Source organism: Saccharopolyspora antiqui, assembly GCF_052246905.1.
In the GTDB taxonomy this organism is placed as follows: Bacteria; Actinomycetota; Actinomycetes; order Mycobacteriales; family Pseudonocardiaceae; genus Saccharopolyspora.
In genome coordinates this window covers 754271-778196 of sequence record NZ_JBQQBO010000001.1, presented here as the reverse complement: position 1 = coordinate 778196, position 23926 = coordinate 754271, and the positions used below count along the sequence as shown (strand labels likewise).

The window sequence follows — 23926 nt, the reverse complement described above, 5'->3', positions numbered from 1 at the left end:
TCACACCACGACCATGTCGCGACCCAGCCAGTAGTTGCGGTCCGACAGGTCGGCCTCGGCGAACCGGCGCTCCACGTCGAGGTAGCCCGCCACCAACTGCGCTGCGCTCATCCGCTTGGGCACGAAGGTCACCGCGAGCGGGTCGTCTATCCCTTGTGGACGCTTCTCCAGCAATCGTCCTTCCTCGGCCAGGTGCTGGTAGAGCGGGGTGCCGGGGATCGGGTAGAGCACGCTCAGGAACAGTCGCGACACCTTGGTGCGCATGGCGAACTCGAAGGTCTCGTCGAAGACTTCCGGGTCGTCCCAGTCGAACCCGAAGATCACGTTGACCTGGGTCTCCACCCCGGCCTCGTACAGCCGCAGCAGCAGGTCCTCGGCCTCGGGGATGGTGAAGAACGTCTTCTCGGTGAAAACCCGGTTCTCCTCGCGCACGCTCTCCACCCCGAAGGAGACCACCCGCATCCCGCCGTCGAGTGCCGAGTGGACCACGTCGGGGTGGCGGGAGAGGTTGAAGTCGGTCTGGCAGCCCCACTCGATGCCCTCGTCCTTGAGCCTGCCCAGCAGTTCGTTGGAACGCTTGGGGAAGACCAAGAAGTCGTCGTCGCGGAACACCACGCGCGGGATGTCGAACACGTCCCGGTAGGCGGTGAGCTCGGCGTGGACGTCGTCCACCGGGCGGTAGCGCCACTTGCTGTAGAGGAACTCGCTGCAGAAGCTGCAGCGGCGCGGGCACCCGCGTGCGGTGAACGACGGCAGGAAGTAGGGCTGCTCGATCTTGCTGAAGTCGACCAGGTCGAAGCGCGGCAGCGGATGGCCCGCCATGGGCACCAGTTCGTCGCTCTGGTAGAGCGGCTTCAGCTCGTCTCGGGCGAGGTCGGCCAGCAGGACGGGCCACAGCACGTCGGCCTCGCCGACCACGACGGAGTCGGCGAACCGGCTGATCACCGGCACCAGGCCGTGCCCGTCTTCCACGGTCACCGGTCCGCCGATGACGACTCGGGTCCCCGCCCGCCGCACCATCCTGGCGATTTCCAGGGACCGCCTGAGCTGGATGGTCTGAGTCGTGATCCCGACCAGGTCGTAGCTGCCCAGGTCGTAGTCGTCGAGATCTTCGCAGATCTCGTAGACGAGTTCGACGGTCCAGTCCTTCGGGGCGAGAGCGGCCAGGTACGGCAGGGTCAGGGAGATCAGTTGGGACGGCCGCATCTCCCGCTTGTCCAGTCCGTCCGGCGTGTACACGGACGGTTCGATCAACAGGATGCGCACGCTGCCTCCTCGGGTCAGCTCTGGGTGGAAACGGGGCTCCCCGTCGTGTCCACGGCGTCGCGCAGCCGCGCGTAGCGCTCCGGGGTGCCGATGTCGATGAAGGGGGCGGCCACTTGCCATGCAGCCAGTTCTCGGTGGGCGATCAGAGCGCGGAACAGCGTGCTGAGGTCGAGCGGATCGGGCAGCCCGTCGAGCCCGTCGAGCGCAGTACGGCGCAGCACGCACACCCCGGTGTCGGTCCATCCGGCGCCGCCCGCACTTTTGTCGTAGCTGGTCACCCGCCCCGCCCGCACAATCGTGTTCCGGGTGACCCCGCTGTCGGCGGAGGTGACGACCATGAGCCCGCCAGCGTCACCGGGCAGCGCGGCCGCGACGGCGGCGTAGTCAACGTCGAGGTAGGTGTCGCCGAGCACGAGCAGGAAGGTCTCGTCCAACGCTGACCGCGCGGCCCGCAACGCGCCCGCCGTGCCGCGCGGTTCGGGGTCGACCGTCGCGGTCGCGGTGCCGGGCACCTTCGCCAGTTCGGGCAACACCTGCTCGGCGAGATGACCGAGGCAGAAGTGAAAGCGACGCAGGCCCGCGCGCACCACCGGCTCCAGCATGAGGTGCAGGAACGGCCGTCCGTCCACGGGCTGCAGCACCTTCGGCACCCGCTCGGCCAACGGCCCCAAGCGGGTGCCCAGCCCGCCTGCCAACACGACGGCCTGGCGCGCGGTCACCGGGTACCACCCAGCAGGCCCAGCCGCTCCGCCCGCAGCAGCGCCACCACCGTCGGGCCGTCGGAGATGCGCCCGTCGGCGGCCATGGCGACGGCCTCGGCCGGGTAGACCGGGAAGGGCTCGATGCGTTCGCCGCCATGCGGTCGAGGCGGCCCTTCTTGGACGCGGATCGCCGCGAACAGGTGCACGACCTCCGTGGAACTCCCGCTGGACGGCAACACCGGACCGAGCGGAACCAGCTCGCCGCCGGTTGCGCCGACCTCCTCGGCCAGTTCCCTGCGCGCGGCCGTCGCGGGGGAGTCGCCGGGCTCAAGGCGCCCGGCGGGGGCCTCCACGCACCACTGGCGCACCGCGATCCGCCACGAGCGGATGAGCAGCACTCGCCCGGTCGCGGTGATCGGGAGGATTTGGGCGCAACCGGGGTGCACGACGTAGTACCAGGTGCGCCCGTCGGCGTCCGCACCGGTGAGCCGAGCCGCCCGCACCGTCAGCCAGGGCGACTCGAATGCGGTCCGGGCGCTGACGCCGGGCGCGTCCGCCGGAACAGCGTGGGTCATGTGTGCACCTCCGGTGTGGAGCTCAAGCAGCGCGGGCGTGGGCGACCGCCTCGGCGAGCGCGGCCACCACGTGCGCCAGGCGTGCGTCGTCGAGGGTCGGGTAGATCGGCAGGCACAGCTGGCGGGCGCAGGCCAGCTCGGCGCCCGCGTGCTGTTCGCCGCGGTGGCGGTCGGCCAGTACCGGCTGGTGGTGCAGTGGGGTCGCGTACACCTCACCCGCCGCCTGCACACCCCGTTCGCGTAGCGCCGCCTTGATCGCCTCCCGGTCGAGGTCGGGGGCCAGCATCAGGATCGCCTTGTACCCGCTGTAGGGGTGGCCGGGATCGAGGAACTCGCCTGCTGGGATGTCACGCAGCGCCGCCGCGTACCCGTCCGCGACACGCCTGCGAGCGGCCACGGCGGCGGGCAGGGCCGCCAGCTGGGCGCGGCCCAGCACACCTGCCAGTTCGGGCAAGCGGGCGTTCCAGCCCATCCGGGCGTGCGTGCTCACCCACGGCGATTCCTTGCCCAGGTTGCGCAGCAGCCGCACCTCGGCGGCCAGCGCCGGGTCATCGGTCACGACCATGCCACCCTCGCCGGTCGTCATCACCTTCGTGGCGAAGAACGAGAACGCCCCGGCGACCCCGAACCGGCCCGCGTGCCGCCCGTCCAGGGTGCTGCCGTGCGCGTGTGCGCAGTCTTCGACCAGCGCGATCCCCTCGTCGGCGCACCACTTCGCGAGCGCGGGCGTCTCCGGGGAGACGATGCCGCCGGTATGCACCAGCGCGACCGCGGCGGTGTTCGATGTGGACACTCCTCGCACTCCGTCCACAGTGGGCGCGAGAGTGCGGGGGTCGACATCGACGAGGCGCACTCTGGCCCCGGCCCGCTCGGCGGCGACGTAAGTCGCGAAGTTGGTGCCCGCGGGCACCAGTACCTCCCGGCCAGCCACGTCGACCGCGCGGAAGACGAGTTCCAGCGCGGTGGTCCCGTTGGCGACCGCGACCGCCTCGCCAGCCCCGGTGAATTCGGCGAACTCGGTCTCGAAGGCGGCGACGTTGTCGCCTTGCGAGAACCGGCCCGCCGCGAGCAGTCCGCCCACTTTCGACATGACCGCGGCGCGCTGGGCGTCGTCCACCTCGATTTCGACAGCCGGGACGTTGAACATGCGCACCTCCACTTGCCCGATGGTCGGGTGGGTTTTCGCGGGTAATTCCGCAGAAGTGCCGGATTTGTCCCGTCGTCGAACATATCAGCCGCGCCGCGGCGTGATTACCCGCTTTCCGGGTGATGCATCGACTTGACACCCGTCCGTGGAATCGATTAGCAAGAGAACGCTCGTGACACCTGTCCAGCTCCATGCCCATTGTGAAAGGCGGAGTTTCGTGGCACGCCAGATGATCCCTCGGCCGGTGAAATCGACCATAATCCGTATCTACGACACGGTCTCCCGGCCGCTGCCTCCCGCGGTGGCCGAAGCCATCGGCCAGGCCGTGCCCTGGCTCGACGGTCCGTGGCTGGAGCCATGCAACGGCCAGCACGCCCGCCAGCAGCTCATGCGCGACCTGGTGGCCGCGACCGAGCCCGCCGCGGTATTCGAGTCCGGCACCTACCGGGGCGCCACGACGCGGTTTTTGTGGCACATTTTCGGTAAACGAGTTTACACGGCGGAGAAAAACACTTCATTCGCCAGGGCGGCGGCCGTCCAATTCCGCCACCTGGACGAAGTGAACGTGATTAATCTCGATTCGAGGGAAGCGCTGCGCGCGCTTTCCCGCACCGGCGAGCTGCCGCATTCGCGCCCAGTATTGTTCTACCTCGACGCGCATTGGAACGCCGATCTCCCATTGCGCGAGGAAGTGGACTTCATCACCGCCACGTGGCCGATGGCCATCATCGTCGTCGACGATTTCAAAGTCCCGGACGACCCCGGCTACGGTTTCGATACCTACGGCCAGGTCGAACTCTCCCTCGACTACCTCGGCGAGCAGGCGCTCCGCGGCGCGCAGGTGTTCTGGCCCGCCTGCCCCGCTGAGCGGGAGACCGGCTACCGGCGCGGCTGCGTGGTGATCGCGACACCGGCCATCGCGTCCCAGGTCAAGGACCTCGCGGGCCTGCGAGCCCGCGAGGGTTAGCACCGGCGAGGGCGGCCCGCCTCTTCGCGCTGGAGCGGCGGGTTGCCCGCATCACCGGGCACCGCCACGTACCTGCTGGTACACCACTAGGTAGCGCTCCACCATTCCGTCCGCACCGAACTCCGCGCGCGCCGCCGCGCGTGCTTTGGCGGCGTTTCGCGCGGCGGCCTCGGGATCGGCGAGCACTGCGCCGATCGCCTCGGCCAGTGCGTCCACATCGCCAGCGGGCACGCCGACCGTGCCGGGACACGAGTCCAGCACCTCGGACAGGCCCGGAATGGTCGACGCGATCAGGGGCACACCGGCCATCACGGCCTCAATCGCCGATAGGCCCAGTCCCTCGGCGTGACTGGGCTGCACGACGACGTCGGCGGCCGCGTACAGGGCCGCCATCGACCCGGCAGGCCGGTCGGACGTGCGCAGCAGCACCCGGTCCGCTAGGCCGAGGGCGTCGATCTCGGCGACCAGGGCGTCCCGGTAGGACTCCGACGCGCAGTTGAGCGACCCGACCAGCACCGCCCGCGCCGCTGGATGCCTCCGCGCGACCCGCGCCATGGCCCGCACCAGCTCCGCTTGTCCCTTGCGGGCCTTGTAGCGGCCCACCAGCAGCACCACCGGCCCGTCGCCCGCGCCCAGCCACGCTTGGGCCGCCCGCACATCGGCATCGGTGAAGTGCTCCTCCTCCACACCGAAGCGGGCCACGTGCACCCGGTCGGGATCAGCTCCGTACCCCAGCGCCTGGTCCCGGTAGGCGAGGCTCCCCGCGACCACGGCATCGTGCGGCAGGGCAGCGAACACCAACCGGGACCGGGCGGCGCCGAAGGGGTCGGTGTGCGGCGTCGTCTCGTTCATCGTGGACACCAGGGGACAGCCGAGCCCGTCCTTCATCATCGCCCCCAGCAGGGCACCTACCTGGCAGAACGTCTGCAGGACGTCCACCTCGCCCGGCCGGATGAGCGTCTCGGCCGCGCCGAGCAGGCCGAACACCCGCTCCTCCCACGGCACCCGGTCCGCCGCGTCCCACTCCCGCGAGTCGGTGCGCACCCGGTGCACGCGCACACCGCGCACCACCTCCTCGGCGGCCGACCCCGGATACCGCTCGGTCAGCACGCCCACGTCGTGGCCGGCCCGGACCAGACCTGCGCCCAGGGTCAGCACCTGCGTTTCCGAACCCCCGCACACCGGGGGGAAGGTCGGGGTCAGGAACCAGATCCGCACGGCAGCCTCCTCATCGCGCCCGCCACAGTTGGGCGAGGTACCGGTCGCCGACGTAATCCACTCCTTCGACCGCGATTCGGTCGGCCACCTCCGCCAGCGCGGTGAACGCCGACAACGGCCGCACCACGGTCGACGTGCTCGAACTGGACACGTCCCTGGACGCCCCGTCGGGGGCGCAGCCGTCCACCACGAGCACATCCCCACCGGGCGCGACCGCCCGGCCGATCTCCCGCACTGACCGCGCGAACCGCTCGTCGTCGACCACATGCTGCAGTGTGAACACGGCCAGCACTGTGCGGAACGAGCCGTCGGCCACGGGAAGGCGGTCGGTGCCCGCCACCGCGGCCCACCCCGGCAACCCGGCCACGGCGGCGCGCGCCCGCCGGATCATGACGGGGGACTGGTCGACGCCCAGCGTCCACGGTGCCTGCCCGGCCGCCCACGCCGTCAGCCTGCCCACACCGCAGCCGAGGTCGAGCACCGCACCCTCGGCCAGGCCCGGCACCATCCTGGCGATCAGGTCCTTCTGCTCGCGGTCGACCGCTGCGCACTGGTCGTCGGTCCACCGGCTGGACAACACCGAGTGCAGACCGGGCCTGCCCGCCCGCTCGTCCCAAGGCGCGGTCACCGCGGACCTCCGGGCTGTGCGGCCGAGGCCAACGCCGCCAACCGAGCGCCCAGGATCTCGGTGACCATGTGGTTGATCGCCAAGTGCACGTCCTCGACCACGCCGTAGTGCGCTGACCCGACCACGATGGCGTGGTCGGCCAACGCGAGCGCCGACCCGCCGTCGAAGCCGAGCAGCGCGAGGGTCTCCACCCGGTGCGCCTTCGCCGTCACCAGGGCCTGCAGCACGTTGGGGGAGTTACCACTCGCGCTGATCACGACCAGCAGGTCTCCCGGCCGCGCCTGGGTGGCCAACTGCGCGGCGAACACCGCCTCGTAGGCGACGTCGTTGGCCCACGCCGTCACCGCGGCCGCATCGTGCAGCGACACCGCCCGCACCCCCGGCGACAGGCCGACCGTTGCCGATTTGGCCAAGTCGCACGTCATATGCGACGCGGTTGCCGCGCTGCCGCCGTTGCCCACGACGAACACGGTCGCCCCCCGTGCCCACGCCGCCGCCAGCCGGTCGGCGGCGCCGCGCACCTCGTCCATGTCCAAATCGCCGACAGCGGCCAGCAGCGCGGCCCGGTAGTCCTCGGGGCCCATGGCGGCCCCCGTCACCGCGCCGCGCGGGCGCTGTCGGCGACCGCGGCCAGGTGCTCGGTGAGGTCGGCGACGGTGCCGTAGGCGGACAACAGCAGCCGTTCCTCGTCGAGCCGGACGCCGAACTCCTCCTCGTAGGCCACCAGGGTCTCGATGAAACCCAGCGAGTCGACCCCGAGATCGTCGACGAGGCACAGGGACCCCGACAGCTCCGCCGGGGAGCGCACCGGGTCGCTCAACGCGGCCAGCCGGCCCCGCGTCCACTCCGCGACGGAACCGGCACTTCCGCCCGCACCCGCGGCGGCTGCGCTATCCGCGCCGATGTTCGCCGTGCCCGTTCCACCGCAGCTCGTGTCGCCCGAGCACGCGCATCCCGGTCCCGCGCTGCCGGTGTCCGCCAGGGGCGCTTCGGGTGTGGTCATGGTCTACGTCCTTTCGGTGAGTGTGGGCGCGGCAGCGACCAGCCCCGCCACCGCCGCGCGATCGACCTTGCCGGTCCGGGTGCGCGGGAAGTCGTCCACCGCGACGATCCGCCGCGGTACCTTGTGCGGGCTGAGTTCGGTGCGGCAGTGCTCGCGCAGGCCCGCCGCGTCCGCGCCCGGAACCAGCCGCACGTGCGCGACCAGCGCCTCGCCCGCCCGCTCATCGGCGACCACCGCGCAGACCGCCTCGACCACGGTCGGGTGCGCGACCAGCGCCCGCTCGACCTCTTCGAGCGCCACGTTGATCCCGGCGACGATCGCGATGTTGCGGGTGCGCCCGGTCAGGTGCAGGTGGCCGTCGGTGTCGAGCCTGCCGATGTCGCCGGTCCACAGCCAGCCGTCGCGCAGGACCGCGACGGTCTCCTGTGGACGTCCGAAGTAGCCTGTCATGAGACTTGGTCCGCGTACCGTCACCTCGCCAGATCGGCCCGGCGGGAGCGGCACGCCCGCGCTGTCGCGCACCACCACCTCGACACCGGGAACCGGTGTCCCCACAGAGGTTGGATGCCTGGCCCGGTCGCGCTGGCGCATGGTGGTAACCCGTGGTCCGGCCTCCGTTTGGCCGTAGGTCTCGACCAGTTCGGCGCCGGGCAGTCGATCGCCGATCGCCGCGAGCACGTCCGGCGGTGTCGGGGCGCCTCCGTACACGATGTGCCGCAACGACGAGAGGTCGTGGTCGCGCTGCCAGCCGCCCATCGCCATCAGCCGCAGCATCGCGGGGACGAGCAGTGTGCTGGTGACCCGGTGTCGCGCCACCAGCCTGCCGAACCTGCTCGGCAGGAAGTCGCCTTCCAGCAGCACGATGTGGCCAGCGGAGTCGAGCTGTCCGACGAGCTGAACGGTGTTGCAGTAACCGAAGTTGAGCGGGACGGTCACCAGCGCCGTCTCCTGAACACCGTCCAGGTCGAGCGAGCGGCGGTGTGCCCGAGCGTTGGCCAGCAAAGCCCGGTGCGTCAACATCACCCTTTTAGGTAAACCAAAGGAGCCCGAGGTGGCGGGCATGACCGCCACGTCCCCCGGATCGATCCGCCGACGGGGAAACGCTCCCGCACTGCTGCCGCAAGCTCTCAGCAGACCCGTCAAATCGCCGTCGCGGGCGGCTGTGGTTGGGACGTCGACAACACGCGGGCCCGCTGAAGGAAGCCGGGAACGCACGCTTGTGCCCCGCACCAGCAGGACGGGCCGGGTATCGGCCAGGTCGGCCGCCGTCTCGGCCTCGCTGAGCTCCGGCGAGAAAGCCACGACGGACGCGCCCAAAGCCAAGACTGCCAGGTAAAGCACCACGTATTCCGCGCATCTCGGCAGGTGCAGCGCGACGCGGTCGCCCTCGACCACGTCGCTGGCCAGGCCATTGGCCACCGCGGCCACGGCGGCCTCCAGCCCGCGGTAATCCAGCTGGAATATACCGTCGGACAGGGCTGGAGCGTGCGGAAAGTCTTGCGCTGAACGGATAAGTCGTTCGGGAATCGTGGAGTCATCCACTGTGCGAACCCCCGCCGTGCGAAGTAACGACGTTGGAAGACGCTCGAATTTGACGCTATCATCGGTTATCTAAACGTGCAATTGCGTCGAAAGCGACACCGCCCGGATGGGCTAGGATCCCTGACGCGCAACCAGCCGTACGACCGGGAGACCGGGCCAGTGCCGCGCCGGGCGATGCCAAAACCGTTTGCGGGCAAGCGATCCGCGCGGGCAGGTGGCCGCCGGATGCCGGTGGTGGGCTGCTCCTGGTGCCGTAATCACTGTCACCACAAGCCGTTTCGCGGAGGACGCCAGCCAATGACCGCCGAAGTGGGAACCCGGGCCGGTCGCCGGGAATGGATCGGATTGCTCGTGCTCGCCCTGCCCACGCTGCTCATCGCCATGGACATGACGGTCCTGTACCTCGCGGCGCCGAAACTGGCCGCCGACCTGCAGGTGTCTGGCGCCGAGCTGTTGTGGATCACAGATATCTACGGCTTCGTCATAGCGGGGATGCTGGTGCCCGCGGGGGCGCTGGGGGACCGGATCGGCAGGCGCAAGTTGTTGCTGATCGGGGCTGCTTTGTTCGGCGCGGCATCGGTTCTCGCTGCCTACGCGCCCAGTGCCGAGCTGCTGATCGCGGCGCGGGCACTGCTCGGCGCCGCGGGCGCGACGCTCATGCCGTCCACATTGTCCTTGGTACGGGTGATGTTCGCCGACGCGGGCCAGCGCGCGTTCGCCGTGGCCGTGGTGATGACCAGCTTCTCCGTGGGCACGACGGTGGGCCCGCTGCTCGGCGGGCTGCTGCTGAACCACTTCTGGTGGGGCTCGGTGTTCCTCCTCGGCGTTCCGGTGATGCTGCTCCTGCTCGCACTCGGACCGGTGCTGCTGCCCGAATACCGCGATCCGGCCGGCGGCCGCGTCGACCTGGCGAGTGCCGCATTGTTGCTGGTGGCCTTGCTCTCCGTGGTCTACGCGATCAAGCGGGTCGCCGAGAGCGGGTTCGACGCCGTCGTCGTCATCGCCGCCGTCGTGGGCGTGGCGCTCGGAATCCTGTTCGCGCGCAGGCAGAATCGCTTGGACGACCCGCTGCTCGACCTGGCCCTGCTGCGCGACAAGGTGATCAACACCTCGCTCGGCACCTACTTGCTCGGACTGCTGGTGATGGGCGGCACGCAGCTGTTCATCGCCCTGTACCTGCAAGAGGTGCTGGGCCTGTCGCCGCTCGCGGCGGGCGCATGGATGGTGCCCGCGTCGGTGGGCACCATCGTCGGTTCCCTCGCGGCTCCGGTGCTCGCGCGCCGTTTCCGACCGGGAATCGTGGTCACCGCCAGCGTCGCTGTCGCCGCAGCCGGATTCGCCATCATCGCCCAGACCAAAGTGGACGATCTGCCGGTGCTGATGACCGGATACGTCGTGGTCGCGCTCGGCCTGAGCCCGATGATCGCGCTGTGCACCGACCTCGTCGTCAGCGCGGCCCCCGCGCACCGGGCGGGTGCCGCGTCGGCGTTGTCGGAGAGCAGCGGCGAACTCGGCGTCGCACTGGGCGTCGCGGTGCTGGGCAGCCTGGGAACCGCCGTCTACCGCGCTGAACTCGGCACTCCAGAGGGCGTGGACCCGGAGGCCGTCGCGTCCCCCGGCGGGGTGCGCGAGACCGCGGCCGGACTGCCCGCCGAGACCGGTGCTCCGTTGTTGGAGGCTGCCCGCGAGGCGCTGTCGTCCGGACTGGCCGCGACTGCGTGGGCTGCGGCTGGCATCGGGGCGGTGACCGCGCTGGTGACGCTGCGGTTGCGCGCGGTACCGCGCATCGGCGAACGCGCCTGACCGGGCGCGTCACGCCCGCAACTCCACCAGGGAGTGCGGGAAGCGCTCCCTGGTGGTCCGGTCGTGGGTGGCGACCACGACCGGACCGGGGAACTCCACCAGCGCGTCCTGAAGTTGTTCCACAAGTGCGAGGCTGAGGTGGTTGGTCGGCTCGTCCAGTAGCAGCACGTCCGGGCGAGCAGCGAACAGCAGCGCCACGTCCAGCCGCCGTTGTTGCCCGATGGACAGCCGGTTCACCGGGGTGCGCAGGTCGGTATCGGTGAACAGTCCGAACCGCCTCAACTCGACAGTCGCGTCCTCAAGGTGCAACGCCCGCCGCGCGGTGAACGCCGCTAGCAGGGGCCTGCCTTCGGCAGCGAAGTTGCTCTCCTGCGGTAAGAACCCGATTTCGATGCCGGGCGCCCGATCGACCTGCCCCGCCTCCGGCTGTCGCAGGCCAGCGAGCACGCCCAGCAGCGTGGACTTGCCCGCCCCGTTGTCGCCCACCACGATGTGCCGGGTCCCCGGAGCCAGGACCAAGTCGATGTGCGCGAAAAGGCTGCCCACTGCCAGCCCGGTAGCGGTGAGCAGTGTGCCGTCCTCGGCGGCGGGCAGCACGGGTGCGGTGAACGCCAACGGGTCCGGCGGTCGCGGGACCTCGTCCTCCAGGAGTCTGCGCAGGTGCAGGCGGGCGGCGCGAGCCGCCCGCGCCACGGCGGCCTGCGCCATGTCGCCGCGCTTGCCGTAGGACATCTTGTTGCGGTCGGTCATTTCACTGGCGTGCCCGCCCGTGCGCTCCGCGCCGTCCAATCTTCGTTTGGCCTCGGCGAGTTCGAACCGCCAGTCGCGGTAGCGCTGCCGCCACCGGAGGTCGGCCGCGGCGCTTGCGGCCAGGTAGTCGCGGTAGCCGCCGCCGTAGCGGACAGTGGCCCCGGCCGGGCCGTCCAGATCTACGATTGCGGTGACCGCGGCGTCCAGGAGCACTCGGTCGTGGCTGGCGATCAGACACGGCCCCGGATAGTCGGCGAGCCACCCCACCAACCAGTCGACACCCCGTTCATCCAGGTGGTTGGTCGGCTCGTCCAGAAGCAGCCCGGCTGGTTCGGCCAGTACGAGGGAAGCCAATGCCAACCGGGCCCGCTCCCCGCCCGACAGCGTCCCGGTCGGACGGTTGCGCTCCACGTGTGCCAGGCCGAACACCTCCAACACTCGGCCGGTGCGGGCGTCGACCTCCCAGCCGCCCCGCCGGGTGAACTCCTCCTGGAGAACCCCGTATTCGACCAGCAGCCGGTCGAGGTCGACGTCCGGCTCGGCCATGCGGGCCTCGGCGTCACGCATCCGGTCCGCTAGCGCGTGGATGTCCGCCGCCGCGGTGGTGAGCACGTCCGCGACCGTGGTGCCGGGCAGGAAGTCGGGTTCCTGGGGCAGGAACCCGACCGAGCCGGTCACCGCGCGCACCACCGCGCCGCGCTGCGGGGTGACCTCGCCCGCCAGCACCCGCAGCAGCGTCGACTTGCCGCGGCCGTTCTCCCCGATGAGGCCGACCCGCTCGCCGTGCGCCACGGTCAGTGAAACCCCGTGCAGCACCAGGCGTTCTCCGAGCGCGCAGTGCACGTCCACGGCGGCCAAGTAGGCGGCCTTGCGGTCGCGCGCGAGCACCGTGCTCCGGTCAGACACCGGTGAGCCCCCTTTCCTCGGAGAGCACGCCGTCAGCCAGTCGCAGCCAGCGGTCCACCCGGATCCCTTCGAGGAACCGGTCGTCGTGGCTGACCACCACGAATGCGCCCTCGTAGGCGTTCAACGCGTTCTCCAGCCACTGCAGGCCCTGCAGGTCGAGGTTGTTCGTCGGCTCGTCCAGCAGAAGCAGTTGCGGCGCGGGTTCGCTGCTGAGCACGCAGGCCAGCGTCGCGCGCATGCGCTCCCCGCCCGAGAGCGCGGACACCGGTATGTGCACGCGCTGCCCCTTGAACAGGAAGCGCGCCAACAGGTTCATCGCGTCGGACTCCGGCATCGACGGCGCCCACTGCCGCAGGTTGTCCCGCACGGACCGGTCGAGGTCGAGCAGGTCCAGACGCTGCGACAAATACGCCACCCGCCCGTCGGCGCGGACGATCTCCCCGCCGTCCAGGGCAACTTCGCCCGCCATGGCGCGCAGCAGCGTCGACTTCCCCGCACCGTTCGACCCGGTGAGCGCGATCCGTTCGGGCCCGCGAACCATCAGGTCCACCCCGCCGCCCACGAATACCGGCCGACCGCGGAAGCACACCCGCATCCCGGTGCCGGTGAAGACCGTGCGCCCGGCGGGGACGTTCGTCGCAGGCAGGGACAAGGTGATCCGCTGCTCGTCGCGCAGCGCCCGCTCGGCCTCGTCCAACCGAGACTTGGCGTCGTCGACCCGGTCGTTGTGCTTGGTGACGGTCTTGCCCGCCGATGCCTGCGCCCAACGTTTGAGATTGCCCGCCGCGATCCGCGCGTTGCCCGCCGACTTGGTGTTGCGCGCGGCATTGCCCGCCCGCCGCGCGGCACGCTCCCTGGCCAGCTGCAGCTCCCGTTTCTCCCGCTTGACCTCCTGCTCGGCGGTGCGCACGTTTCGCTCCGCCACTTCGCGCTCGGCCTGAACGGCTGCCTGGTAGTCGGTGAAGTTGCCGCCGTGGAAGGAGACTCCGTTGCGGCGCAGTTCGGCGACCTGGTCTACCCGGTCGAGCAGCACCCGGTCGTGGCTGACCAGCAGCAAGCTGCCCTTCCACTCGTCGAGGACGTCGTAGAGTCGGTAGCGGGCCTCCCGGTCGAGATTGTTGGTCGGTTCGTCCAGCAGCAGCGCCTCGGGGCGTTTGAGCAGTTGCGCGGCAAGGCCGAGCGCGACGGCTTGGCCGCCGCTGAGCGTGCCCAGCCGCCGGTCGAGCGCCACGTCGCCGAGGCCGAGCCGGTGCATCTCGGCCGTGGCGCGTTCCTCGACGTCCCAATCGGCGCCGATCACGGCGAAGTGGGCCTCGTCCGCGTCGCCGGACTCGATGGCGTGCAGCGCCCGAACGACCGGGGCGATCCCCAGCACGTCGGCGACCTCTGTGCTGGGGTCCAGCGGCAGCGTCTGCGGCAGGTACCCGAGCAACCCGTCCACGGTGACCGTGCCGCGCGTCGGCGGTACCTCGCCCGCGATGAGCTTGAGCAGGGTGGATTTGCCGGTGCCGTTGGGTGCGACGAGGCCGGTGCGGCCGGGGCCGATCGAGCAGGTGATGTCGTCGAACAGCACCGTGCCGTCCGGCCAGGAGAACGACAGGTCGGTGCAGATGATCATGGCTTCTCTCCGGGGTACGCGGGGCGGGGGAGAGGGACGCCGTGACAACCCCGGCGCACGGCCGGAAGAGGGCTGTGCGGTCAGCGAGAAGGGGTGGGAGCGGCTCCGGTCTCCGGGAAATCGCGAGCATCGCGACAATCGACCCCGCGCCAGTTCAGCCCGCGGAGCCGATCACTTCGGAGAGGTCTAAATGCCACCCATGTGCAGAACCATAGCATTGCGCGGCGGAACCGACGAGGGATAGGTGCTCTTGAGGTCGCCGTGGCACAGGTAGTCGAACCGTGGGCAGCAGGGCGGACTGCCGGTGCGGGTTCGGTTGTCAGCGCCAGCCGAGTTCCGGGGCGACGTGGGTCAGGATGCTGTCGATCACATGCGCGTTGTGACCCGTTCGCGGCCGCGGCACCCACCGGGCGAATGATCGTCACACCGGGCTATCGACGACAAGACGCAGGGAGGACGAACGAATGCAGAAGTCGATCTTGGTGACAGGCGGGACGGGCACGTTGGGCAGGGCCGTGGTGCGCCGGTTGCTCGATGCCGGGTTCGACGAGTTCCGGACCGAGCGGAAGGCGTGAAGATGCGCGCTCTCCTGCGGTCGGGCTTGTTCTTCCTGACGTTCGTGCACGTCGCGGTGGGTTTCTGGACGCTGTTCTTCCCGCGTTCGTTCTACGGCGCAATTCCGACGGTGGACGACTATCCGCCGTTCAACGAGCACCTCTTCCGCGATTACGGCGCGATGAACCTCGCCATGGCGGTGGTGCTCTGCGCAGCCGCGGTCTTCCTGGGACGAACCCTGGTCTACGTCGCGTTGACGTCGAACCTCGTCTGGGCGGTTCCGCACCTGGTGTTCCACGCGGCGCACCAGCCGCACACCGCGGCATCGACGCTGGTTGTGGCGCTGCTGGTGACTGCGGCGATCCCGTTGGTGCTGCTGTTGCTCACCCGCGGCGCTTTACCAGCAGGTGAGCGGCGACGGCCGTCGCACCGGTGACCGCGAACACCGACGGCTAGGCGCCGATCTTCTTGGCCAGCGGGTGAAACCTCCGCTCGTCGGACAGCAGAGTCGGAGCAGGCGTTCGGCACCGAGAACGAGTCGATCGGCGCCAAGTCGGTGGTGGACTGGCTGAACTCCCGCACGCCCGGCCACGACGCGTCCGGAACGCCCGTTGACGCGGGCTGGGCAACCGGCAAGGACGCGATGGAGATGCCAGGCGCTGGTTATGGGGATCCGCATTCTCGTACCGCAGGACGAGCAGTTCGGCGGCCCTCGTGGTGTCCCGGGGGGACCCGACAACGCGTCTCACTCCGTGAACGGATGAGCGCGGGGCGGGGCCCGAACGAGCTGCCGAGGAACTGCTCCGCTAGGCCAAGCAACGGAGGCGCACCGGTCTGCGAGTTCCGTTGTAGTGCGTTCCCTTCCGCTTTCCTTGTGCTCTTCGGCGAGCTCCGCGCTGGTGATGCTGTGGTGGTCAGCGACGGGACGGAGCTCATGCTGGCGACAGTTTTGGTCGGCTCGACCATGCACCAGATGTGGGCGATAGAGTGCGCACGGGTTTTGGTGATCGTCGTTGGAGGGCGTCATGTCGGGCACGGATTGGCTGGGGTCGAAAGCGGATGAGGATGGTTACCGTCCTCCCCCCGATCTCCACACGGACAAGCCGCATCCGGCGCGGATCTACGACTACTTGCTGGGCGGTCGGGACAACTTCGCGGCGGACCGGGAAGCGTCCAGCGGTATCACCGAGGGCTGGCCGAACCTGCCGAAGTCGATGCGCGCGAACCGCGACTTCCTGGTGCGGGTGACGCGGTACCTCGCGGCCGAGCTGGGCTTCCGGCAGTTCGTCGACATCGGCACCGGACTACCGACCTCGCCGAACCTGCACGAGGTCGCGCAGGAGGTGGCCCCGGAATCGCGCATCCTGTACGTCGACAATGATCCCATCGTGCTGGTGCACGCGCGTGCTCTGCTCACCAGCACACCGGAGGGGCGCACCGCCTACGTGGACGCGGATCTGCGTGACACGGACGCGATCCTGAATTCTGAGGAGTACCGGGAGATTCTCGACCTGGACCGGCCGGTTGCGCTGACCCTGCTCGCGGTCATGCACTACATCCTCGACCAGGGGGAGGCGCGGGACATCATCGCCCGTCTCATGGAGCCGCTGCCCCAGGGCAGCGCCCTGGTGTTGTCGACCACGACGCACATCAGCGCACCCGAAGAGGTGCACAAAGGTATTGCCTCCTACAACGCCAAAGGTATCGCGGCCAGGTCGATGGACCAGACTGAGGTCGAGGACCTCTTCGGCGGCCTGGAACTACTGCCTCCTGGCGTGACGCTGATCAACCATTGGCACCCGGACGACGCCGCGGCGAGATTCATCGACGCCCACGTCCACATGCTCGGGGGCGTCGCCATCAAACGGTGACCAGCGGAACTACCTGCCGTTCACCGCACTTTCACGGGTCTGCGAAGATCCTCCCCGCCCGCCAGCACCCGTCGCCGCACTGGAGATGCGTGATCGCGAAAGACGACGTCAGAGCGGTACCGCAAGAAGGTCATCGTGAACGCGGTTTACTCCTCGACCAGGTGCGGCAGCGGGCCGCTGGCCTTCGTCAGCGGCTCGAAGGCGTCGCCCTGTTCGCGAGGTCGACGCCTTTTGGCGCGGTCTGACTAGTTCGGTGAGTCCGTCGGATGCTGCCGTGACGCCTGGGCACCACCGCCAGATCAGAGATGGCTACATGATGCAGTAGGCAGGCGCGTAGCCGAGCCGCTGGGTTCCGGGCACGAAAACCTCGCGCCACAAATCGGAGGACTGGTGGTCGCCACAGGTGGTCCCGGGGTACCAAGCGCCGGTGATGGGACTGACGTTCGGGGAGTCCAGGATGGTTCCTGCCCTGGCAAAACCTACGACGTCCGAAGGCCCAGGAGCGGCCAGCAGGTTGACGTCGTAGTAGGCCTTCACAGGGATAGGAGCGGGCTCGTTTTCCCTGTCATACCGCCATTTGTCGGTGTCGACGAGCCGTTCGCCCGAGCATGATCGGACAAGCGTGTTCGACTGATCAGATCATGTCCGAAATACTGGACAGCTGAAAAGGGGGCGACATGACGCGGCCATTGAAGAGGCGTGATTTCATGCGCGCGTCCGCCGTCGGCATGGCTTCCGTGGCTGCGACCGGATCCTCCCCGGTCGCCTCCGCGGAAACGCCGCGCGCCGCGGCGGCTCGCGTGCTCGGGCAGAACCTCCCGCCCGATGTCGGGGCAGGTAGCACCGCGCCGATACGGCCCTTCACGCTGAACCAGGTGGCCCTGGGACCTGGCCTGTTCCAGCAGAAGCGCGACCTGATGAAGAACTTCATCAGGCACTACGACCACCGGCGGTTCCTCGTGTTGTTCAACAACACCGCGGGGCGGCCCAATCCGCCCGGTCTCGCCGTCCCGGGCGGCTGGGAGGACGGCGGTCTGCTCAGCGGCCACTGGGCGGGTCATTACCTCACCGCGCTGGCGCAATCCCACGTCGACCAGGACGAGCAGGTCTTCAAGGACAAGCTCGACTGGATGGTGGGCGAGCTCGGCGAGTGCCAGGACGCTCTGATGGGCAAGACCGTCCACCCAGGCTACCTGGGCGCCCTGCCGGAGGACGTGGTGCTGCGCGCCGGCCCGCCACGGTTCGCGCAGTACGGCGGCGATTTGAGCACCAACACCTGGGCGCCGTGGTACACCCAGCACAAGATCATGCGGGGGCTCCTGGACGCCTTCGCGCTCACCGGCAGCCAGCGGGCGTTGGAGATCGCCCTCGGGATGGCGGACTGGGCGCACCTGGCGCTGACGCTCGGCGACGTTCGCCACCCGGACTACCCAGGGTCGGTCACCAGGGACGATCTGAACCTCATGTGGGACACCTACATCGCGGGGGAATACGGCGGCGCGAATGAGGTCTTCGCCGAGATCTGCACGCTGACCGGAGACGACCGGCATCTGCAGACGGCCAAGTGCTTCGACAACCGGGAGTCCCTGTTCGGCGCCTGCGTGGACAACCGCGACATTCTTGTCACCACCGATGCGACTCGCCCGGGCCGGCGTCGGCCGAATCGCCTGCACGCCAACACGCACGTCCCCAACTTCGTCGGCTATCTGCGGATCTTCGAGCGGACCGGCGAGGAGGAGTACCGGGTCGCGGCGAAGAACTTCTTCGGCATGGTCGTTCCCCATCGCATGTTCGCGCACGGCGGCACGAGCGGGAACTACCCCGGGTCCAACGACAACCCGGAGATGTTCCAGAACCGGGACAACGTCGCCAACGCCATCGGCTCGACCGGCGCCGAGTCATGCACCACCTACAACCTGCTCAAGCTGGCGCGCAACCTGTTCTTCTTCGACCCCGATCCGGCGTACCTGGACTACTACGAGCGCGGCCTGGTCAACATGATCGCCGGGCAGCGCGCCGACACCGACACCGTCGAGGACCCGCAGCTCGTGTACTTCCAGCCGCTAACCCCCGGTTCCAGCCGCGACTACGGCAACACCGGAACCTGCTGCGGCGGCACCGGAATGGAGAACCACACGAAGTACCAGGAGACGATCTACTTCCGCTCGGCCGACGGATCGACCCTGTGGGTCAACTTGTACGCCGCGTCGACCCTCACCTGGGCCGACCGAGGGTTCACGGTCACCCAACGGACCGACTTTCCCCGCGACCACCGCACGACGCTGACCGTGCACGGCAGCGGCCCGCTGGACATCAAGCTGCGGGTTCCCGGCTGGGTGTCCGACACCCCTCGCGGCTTCGTGGTGTTGGTCAACGGCCGTCCCGCGGCCGGTTCCCCGGCACGACCCGGCAGTTACCTCACGTTGAGCCGCACCTGGAGCCCGGGCGACACCATCGAGGTCTCCATGCCGTTCGCCATCCGCATCGAGCGGGCCATCGACCGGCCGGACACCCAGTCGATCTTCTGGGGCCCGCTGCTGATGCCGATCCTCGGCGACCCAGGCGCGGGCAGCTTCCGGGAACTCACGCTCTACCGCTACCTGAAGCTGGACGGCGACTACTCCACAGCGGCGATCACACCGAGCGGCGACCAGACCTTCACCACGGCAGGCCTCACGTTGCGCCCGCACTACGTGGGGGACGCCCAGCCCCAGTCCCCGTACTTCAGGAGGGTCGAGCCCGACGTGGTCTTCGGCACCATCAACACCGGTGTGCCCAACCGCAAGCGCGACGACAACCTGCCGAACTACGACGTACCAGTCCAGGGCGTCGACTCGCCCGGCGACGATGGCCTGACCTTCCTCGACGTAGTCTGGGACGCCGCACCGTTCGCCAGCCACGGCGACTTCGTACGCCGGGTGAAACAGACCGCGGACGACTGGGTTTCCGCTGGGCTCTTCAGCGGTGTGGAGCGCGACACCGTGATCAGGTACGCCGCAGAGGCAGAGCGTGAACTCCGCCCTTAGAGCCTGTCTTGGAACTCGTTGTGCGTGGCGGTGCGGGTGGCGAATCTGCCGATTTCGCGCGAAATCGCCACCCGCTCCCCATGGGATACGGCGATTTCGCGCGAAATCGCCCGCCCTACCCGAGACACTCGGCCCGGCACCGCCACAGCGGGGACCGTGCCCCGGTCAGGTGTCCAATGTGCTCGTCGCGAACAGGTCTTCCACCGCTGGCTCCGCGCTGATCAAGCCCTGTTCGTGGGAGTAACCGACGAGCGTCCGCAATGCCTTGGCGGATCCAGCGAATCCGTACGGGAACGGATCGTCCCCGAAGACCTCCTGCTGATCGTCCAGCCGGGGCCCGCCCAGCAGCAGACTGGAGCGCTCCAGCCGCCGCAGGTTGTCGTACGCGGATTGCTTCGCCTCGGCAAAGGCCCGGAAGAGGTTCAGGGCCAGGTCCGGGTCCCGCTCCAGGTGGTGGTTCTGCACCACGACGGTGTGGTTGCAGTGCAGGAACCCGTGCTCCCGGTAAACGCGCGCCGCCTCGGCCCAAGGGTCGGCGAACAGCCGCCGAACGCCCGGGATCCGCTTCAGGTCGTGCGCGCTGGTGAGGTTCAGCCGGGACGCCATCCCCGGGTATGGGCTGGGCAGCACGGCGTCGAGTTCGCCCGCGACGAGCATCGACTCCAGCGTCTGGCCCGGCGGCACCGGATGCACCTGGACCCCGGGGGCAGGCCGGAAACCGGTCTCGCCGCCGTGGCTGAGTTCGGGCGTGCGTTCCACGTACCACTCGACCGTCGTGGGGTCCACACCGAAGTCGTGCGCGAGCACTCCTCTGGTCCACACCGCGGCCGTCACCTGGTACTCGGTGAGGCCGATCCGCCGCCCCCGCAGCTCCTCCGGCCGCTGGATGCCGGACCGTTCGCCGACGTAGAGCCCGAGGTGGAACGCGTTGCGGTAGGGGAAGACCGGGATCGCGGTCCACGCCCGGCCCTGCTGCCGGGCTATCAGGTAGCTGGACAAGGACATCTCGCTGACGTCGAACGCGTCCTCGTGCAGCATTTGGTAGAAGGTCTCCGACGGCGCCAGCGTCCGCACGTCGAGCTCGGCTCCGGGGACCGTGACCCGACCGTCGGCGAGCGCGGCCACCCGGTCGTAGTCGGCGATGGCCAGGGAAAGGCGTTGGTCTGACATGGGTGGGGTTTCCTTTCAACTCAAGGGGCCGACTCCGCGTTGCTCAGGAGATCGACTGAAGCACTTTCTGGAAGGCGGGGTCGGCGCGCAGCACGGAGTTCACGAGCGCGCCCGTCTCCGCTCCCGGCAGGTAGCTGACCGGCCGCCGCTGCTGCTTCGACCGCGACTGCAACTCCGGATCGGACAACGCGCACTTGAACGCCTCGCGCAGGTATGCCAGTCGGGCCGGGTCCAGGCGCGGTGGCGCCACCACGGTCCGGCTGGTCTCCACCAGACCGACCAGGGAGTCCAGGAGCCGCTGGCGGTCCGGGGTCGCCGGAGCGAAGTCGGCCGTCGTCGGTACCTCGGCCACGGCCTTGTCGGTGGTCCGTCCGATGACGAGGACCGGGCGCATCTGGCCGGTCCGGATGGCGCTCAGCGCGGTGTTCAGCGGGAGGACGTCGGCGTCCGCGTCGCCGCGCAGAATCGCCGACCTCGCCTCGCCGGAGCCGGAGAAACCGGTGATGACGCGGGCCGGGAAGTCGTAGATCCTGGACAGCAGCGGCGGATTGATGTGGTCGTTCGCCCCCGGGCCCGTCGACACGAACTTGACCGGCTCGTCGGCCCGCAGGAAGTCCTCGAAACCGCGGTACTCGCTGTCGGCGGCGACCACCACCACGTTCGGCTCGTCGGACATCCGGGTCAGCCAGGAGAATTCGGCAAGCCGGAAATTCAGGCCCTCCACCTGTCCCACCTCCGCGCTCACTGCGCCGACGGTGTTGAGGATCTGGATCCGCAGCCCGTCCGGCTCGGCGACCGCGGTCTGCGACGTCGCGAGCAGGCCACCGGCCCCCGGCTCGTTGATCACCGTCACCTCGGTGCCCGCGCACTTGGCGAGGTACGGGGCGACGTCACGGGCATACAGGTCGTAGCCGCCACCCGGCTCGTACGGCACGACGAATTCCAGGGTCTCCGACGCGTAGAACTCGGCCGGGGACACCGGTTTCCCGCCGCCACAGCCCGCGACCACGCCGAGCACGCCCACCCCGGCGACGAGCTTCCGGAACCGCCCGCGCGGACCGCCCAACGCGCTCATGTGTGACTCCTCCTTGAGGGTCGCCTACCGCTGTCGCCGCCACACGCCGTGGACATCAGGAGAACAGCCCTTCCGGTATCGGGATCGCGAGCAGTTCGACGAACACCAGCCACAGCGCCAGTCCGAGGCCAGCCGCGTAGCCGAGGGCCGGAAGCCAGGACACCCGCGCGCCTGCCTTCAGGTACGCGAGGGCGAACACCACCGCGGTCGGGATGAGACCGAACACGAAAAGCCCGACGAAGAAGGCGGCGAGCCAGCCCAGGCTGCCGCGCCAAGCGGCGGCCCCGGCCGTCGCGAAGACGTAGTCGGCCTCGTGCTGCCGATCCGGCTCCGGCTCGGGGTCCGGCTCCGGGGCCTGGACCGTGCCGCGCCGCGCGACGAGCAGTACCAGGTTCAACGCGCTGAGCACCACGCCGAGCCCGGACACCAACGTGGGGACGAGCGAAGCGCGGAATCCCCACTGCCGGGCGAGCAGCAAGGCGACCACGAAGACCACCAGCAGCACCCCGGTGATCCACAGGTCCGGCCTGCGCGCACCGTCCGATTTGGACAAGCTCGTCATCACCGGGCTCCCATCTTCGCGCGGGTTTCGTCGGCGGAGCGGCTTCTCCGCAGCCGGGGCCACAACAGTGGGCGCGCCACGGTGAGCACGATGATCGCGCCGATGATCAGGACCGCTGGCTTCGTCAGCCACCCGAGTCCGTAGAGCGAGTAGGACAGGAAGAGGTACCGCTCGGCGATGGCTCCCAGCACCACGGCGAGCAGGAACGGGACGCGGGGCCAGTTCCACCGGACGCACAGCACGCCGATCACCGCCGCGGCGAGCATCACCAGCACGTCGGCGAAGTTGTTGCTCGCCGTGTAAGCGCCGATCGTGAGCAGCATCAGCAGGACCGGAACGAGAAACGCGCCGCGGATCTGGGTGAGCTTGGCCAGCGGCCGGATCAGCAGGAAGCCCACCGCGACCGCCACGAAGTTGGCGAGGATGGTCACCCACGCCATCGAGAGGGTCACCGGGAGGTCGCTGGTCAGCATCTGCGGCCCGGGGTCGAGCCCGACGATGAGGAAGGCGCTGAGCAGCACCGCGGTGGCCGCGCCGCCCGGGATGCCGAACGCGACCGTGGGGATGAGGCTGCCGCTGTCCTTGGCGTTGTTGTTGGACCCCGCGGCGATGACCCCTTCGATCGACCCTTTGCCGAACTCCTCCGGGTGCTTGGAGGTCTGCTGGGCGTGGCCGTACGCCAGGAACTGCGCCACCGAGCCACCGACCCCGGGCACGATGCCGACACCGACACCGATCGCGCTCGACCGGACGACCAGCCACCAGTGCGCCAACGTGTCCCGGATCCCCTGCCCGATGCCGGTGAGGTTCCGCGTCGCCGAGTCGTCGGTGGGCTGCGCGATGCCGCGCTTGGTCAACATCAGTTGCAGCACCTCGGCGCCGCCGAACAGACCCACGACCAGCGGGACCAGCCCGATTCCGCCCCAGAGGTAGAGATCCCCGAAGGCGTAGCGCGGGACACCTTCCTGCGGGTCGATCCCGACCATCGCGACCAGTACGCCGAACGTCGCCATGATGAAGCCCTTGAGCATGTTCCCGCCGGACAACGTCACCACGAACGTCAGCCCGAGCACGGTGAGCGCGAAGAACTCGGCGGGGCCGAACGACAGCACCAACGGCCGCATGATCGGGATGGCGGCCACCAGCACCACCGCGCCGATCGCCGAGCCGATCGCCGACGCGGACAGCACCGCTCCCAGCGCGCGACCGGCCTCCCCGCGTTTGGTGAGCGGGTGCCCGTCCAGCACGGTGGCCGCCGAGGTCGCCTCTCCCGGGATGCCGAACAGGACGGAGCTGATGTCCCCCGCGGTGGAGGTGACCGCCAGCATTCCGAGCAGGAACGCGAACGCCTGGACCGGCTCCATGCCGAACGTGAAGGGCAGCATCAGGGCCAGCGTCACGGCGCCGCCCAGGCCGGGCAGGATCCCGACCAGGAAGCCCACGGCGACACCGACCAGCATCAGCAGGAGCGTCGATGGCTGGAACACCTGCGTCAGGCTCTCGACGAGCGCTTCTCCCATGCGTCCTCCGATCACGGGTCTGG

At 69.4% G+C, this 23926-nt stretch carries 21 protein-coding genes; 6 read left to right on the top strand and 15 right to left on the bottom strand.

What is annotated here, in order from left to right; genetic code table 11:
- From ACTWQN_RS03440 to ACTWQN_RS03425, 4 genes are read right to left on the bottom strand one after another with little or no spacing between them, the layout of a single operon-like run.
- The gene (locus ACTWQN_RS03440) at positions 1 to 1266 is read right to left on the bottom strand and encodes a B12-binding domain-containing radical SAM protein (protein WP_443201826.1); all 1266 of its coding nucleotides are present in this window, start codon (positions 1264 to 1266) and stop codon (positions 1 to 3) included.
- Positions 1267 to 1280: 14 nt separating this feature from the next.
- The gene (locus tag ACTWQN_RS03435; protein WP_443201825.1) at positions 1281 to 1985 is read right to left on the bottom strand and encodes a sugar phosphate nucleotidyltransferase; all 705 of its coding nucleotides are present in this window, start codon (positions 1983 to 1985) and stop codon (positions 1281 to 1283) included.
- Positions 1982 to 2542 carry an NUDIX hydrolase gene (locus tag ACTWQN_RS03430; protein WP_443201824.1) on the bottom strand — a complete coding sequence of 187 codons (561 nt, stop codon included), beginning with the start codon at positions 2540 to 2542 and terminating at the stop codon, positions 1982 to 1984. Before ACTWQN_RS03430 ends, ACTWQN_RS03435 begins: the two co-directional genes overlap by 4 nt.
- Positions 2543 to 2564: 22 nt before the next feature.
- Positions 2565 to 3689 carry a DegT/DnrJ/EryC1/StrS family aminotransferase gene (locus ACTWQN_RS03425; RefSeq protein WP_443201823.1) on the bottom strand — a complete coding sequence of 375 codons (1125 nt, stop codon included), beginning with the start codon at positions 3687 to 3689 and terminating at the stop codon, positions 2565 to 2567.
- 217 nt (positions 3690 to 3906) lie between these two features.
- On the opposite strand from ACTWQN_RS03425, the gene ACTWQN_RS03420 reads away from it, so the two are divergent.
- Complete coding sequence (locus ACTWQN_RS03420; RefSeq protein WP_443201822.1) at positions 3907 to 4656, top strand: hypothetical protein; 750 nt, start codon at positions 3907 to 3909, stop codon at positions 4654 to 4656.
- Positions 4657 to 4707: 51 nt separating this feature from the next.
- On the opposite strand, the gene ACTWQN_RS03415 is transcribed toward ACTWQN_RS03420, so the two are convergent.
- The 5 genes from ACTWQN_RS03415 to ACTWQN_RS03395 are packed head-to-tail and all read right to left on the bottom strand — an operon-like array spanning position 4708 to position 9047.
- On the bottom strand, positions 4708 to 5874 hold the full coding sequence (locus tag ACTWQN_RS03415) for a glycosyltransferase family 4 protein (RefSeq protein WP_443201821.1): 1167 nt from the start codon (positions 5872 to 5874) through the stop codon (positions 4708 to 4710).
- A gap of 10 nt (positions 5875 to 5884) precedes the next feature.
- On the bottom strand, positions 5885 to 6502 hold the full coding sequence (locus tag ACTWQN_RS03410; protein ID WP_443201820.1) for a class I SAM-dependent methyltransferase: 618 nt from the start codon (positions 6500 to 6502) through the stop codon (positions 5885 to 5887).
- Complete coding sequence (locus ACTWQN_RS03405) at positions 6499 to 7086, bottom strand: SIS domain-containing protein (protein WP_443201819.1); 588 nt, start codon at positions 7084 to 7086, stop codon at positions 6499 to 6501. Before ACTWQN_RS03405 ends, ACTWQN_RS03410 begins: the two co-directional genes overlap by 4 nt.
- 11 nt (positions 7087 to 7097) lie before the next feature.
- Entirely contained in the window at positions 7098 to 7505 is a 408-nt protein-coding gene (locus tag ACTWQN_RS03400) for an acyl carrier protein (protein ID WP_443201818.1), read from the bottom strand.
- Positions 7506 to 7508: 3 nt separating this feature from the next.
- On the bottom strand, positions 7509 to 9047 hold the full coding sequence (locus ACTWQN_RS03395) for a class I adenylate-forming enzyme family protein (RefSeq protein WP_443201817.1): 1539 nt from the start codon (positions 9045 to 9047) through the stop codon (positions 7509 to 7511).
- A 297-nt stretch (positions 9048 to 9344) separates the two neighbouring features.
- Here ACTWQN_RS03395 and ACTWQN_RS03390 point away from each other — a divergent pair, with 297 nt between their 5' ends.
- Positions 9345 to 10850 carry an MFS transporter gene (locus ACTWQN_RS03390; RefSeq protein ID WP_443201816.1) on the top strand — a complete coding sequence of 502 codons (1506 nt, stop codon included), beginning with the start codon at positions 9345 to 9347 and terminating at the stop codon, positions 10848 to 10850.
- A gap of 9 nt (positions 10851 to 10859) precedes the next feature.
- On the opposite strand, the gene ACTWQN_RS03385 is transcribed toward ACTWQN_RS03390, so the two are convergent.
- Both ACTWQN_RS03385 and ACTWQN_RS03380 read right to left on the bottom strand, forming a co-directional pair.
- The gene (locus tag ACTWQN_RS03385) at positions 10860 to 12506 is read right to left on the bottom strand and encodes an ABC-F family ATP-binding cassette domain-containing protein (protein WP_443201815.1); all 1647 of its coding nucleotides are present in this window, start codon (positions 12504 to 12506) and stop codon (positions 10860 to 10862) included.
- The gene (locus ACTWQN_RS03380) at positions 12499 to 14124 is read right to left on the bottom strand and encodes an ABC-F family ATP-binding cassette domain-containing protein (RefSeq protein WP_443201814.1); all 1626 of its coding nucleotides are present in this window, start codon (positions 14122 to 14124) and stop codon (positions 12499 to 12501) included. Before ACTWQN_RS03380 ends, ACTWQN_RS03385 begins: the two co-directional genes overlap by 8 nt.
- A 464-nt stretch (positions 14125 to 14588) precedes the next feature.
- Between ACTWQN_RS03380 and ACTWQN_RS03375 the strand changes: the two genes are divergently transcribed.
- The 4 genes from ACTWQN_RS03375 to ACTWQN_RS03360 all read left to right on the top strand — a co-directional run bounded on the left by ACTWQN_RS03375 (position 14589) and on the right by ACTWQN_RS03360 (position 19576).
- Positions 14589 to 14699 (top strand): NAD-dependent epimerase/dehydratase family protein, encoded by a 111-nt coding sequence (locus ACTWQN_RS03375; RefSeq protein WP_443201813.1) that lies wholly within the window; start codon positions 14589 to 14591, stop codon positions 14697 to 14699.
- Positions 14700 to 14701: 2 nt separating this feature from the next.
- Complete coding sequence (locus ACTWQN_RS03370) at positions 14702 to 15115, top strand: hypothetical protein (protein ID WP_443201812.1); 414 nt, start codon at positions 14702 to 14704, stop codon at positions 15113 to 15115.
- 589 nt (positions 15116 to 15704) lie between these two features.
- On the top strand, positions 15705 to 16550 hold the full coding sequence (locus ACTWQN_RS03365; RefSeq protein ID WP_443201811.1) for an SAM-dependent methyltransferase: 846 nt from the start codon (positions 15705 to 15707) through the stop codon (positions 16548 to 16550).
- Positions 16551 to 17257: 707 nt separating this feature from the next.
- Entirely contained in the window at positions 17258 to 19576 is a 2319-nt protein-coding gene (locus ACTWQN_RS03360; protein ID WP_443201810.1) for a glycoside hydrolase family 127 protein, read from the top strand.
- A 165-nt stretch (positions 19577 to 19741) separates the two neighbouring features.
- Here ACTWQN_RS03360 and ACTWQN_RS03355 read toward each other — a convergent pair whose 3' ends face one another.
- From ACTWQN_RS03355 to ACTWQN_RS03340, 4 genes are read right to left on the bottom strand one after another with little or no spacing between them, the layout of a single operon-like run.
- The gene (locus ACTWQN_RS03355) at positions 19742 to 20746 is read right to left on the bottom strand and encodes a substrate-binding domain-containing protein (RefSeq protein WP_443201809.1); all 1005 of its coding nucleotides are present in this window, start codon (positions 20744 to 20746) and stop codon (positions 19742 to 19744) included.
- A 43-nt stretch (positions 20747 to 20789) separates the two neighbouring features.
- The gene (locus ACTWQN_RS03350; RefSeq protein WP_443201808.1) at positions 20790 to 21821 is read right to left on the bottom strand and encodes a Bug family tripartite tricarboxylate transporter substrate binding protein; all 1032 of its coding nucleotides are present in this window, start codon (positions 21819 to 21821) and stop codon (positions 20790 to 20792) included.
- Positions 21822 to 21876: 55 nt separating this feature from the next.
- Positions 21877 to 22383, bottom strand: a complete 507-nt coding sequence (locus ACTWQN_RS03345) for a tripartite tricarboxylate transporter TctB family protein (protein ID WP_443201807.1) — start codon at positions 22381 to 22383, stop codon at positions 21877 to 21879.
- Positions 22383 to 23903: a tripartite tricarboxylate transporter permease gene (locus tag ACTWQN_RS03340; protein ID WP_443201806.1), complete on the bottom strand. Its 1521-nt coding sequence runs from the start codon at positions 23901 to 23903 to the stop codon at positions 22383 to 22385. Before ACTWQN_RS03340 ends, ACTWQN_RS03345 begins: the two co-directional genes overlap by 1 nt.
- Positions 23904 to 23926: the final 23 nt, after the last annotated feature.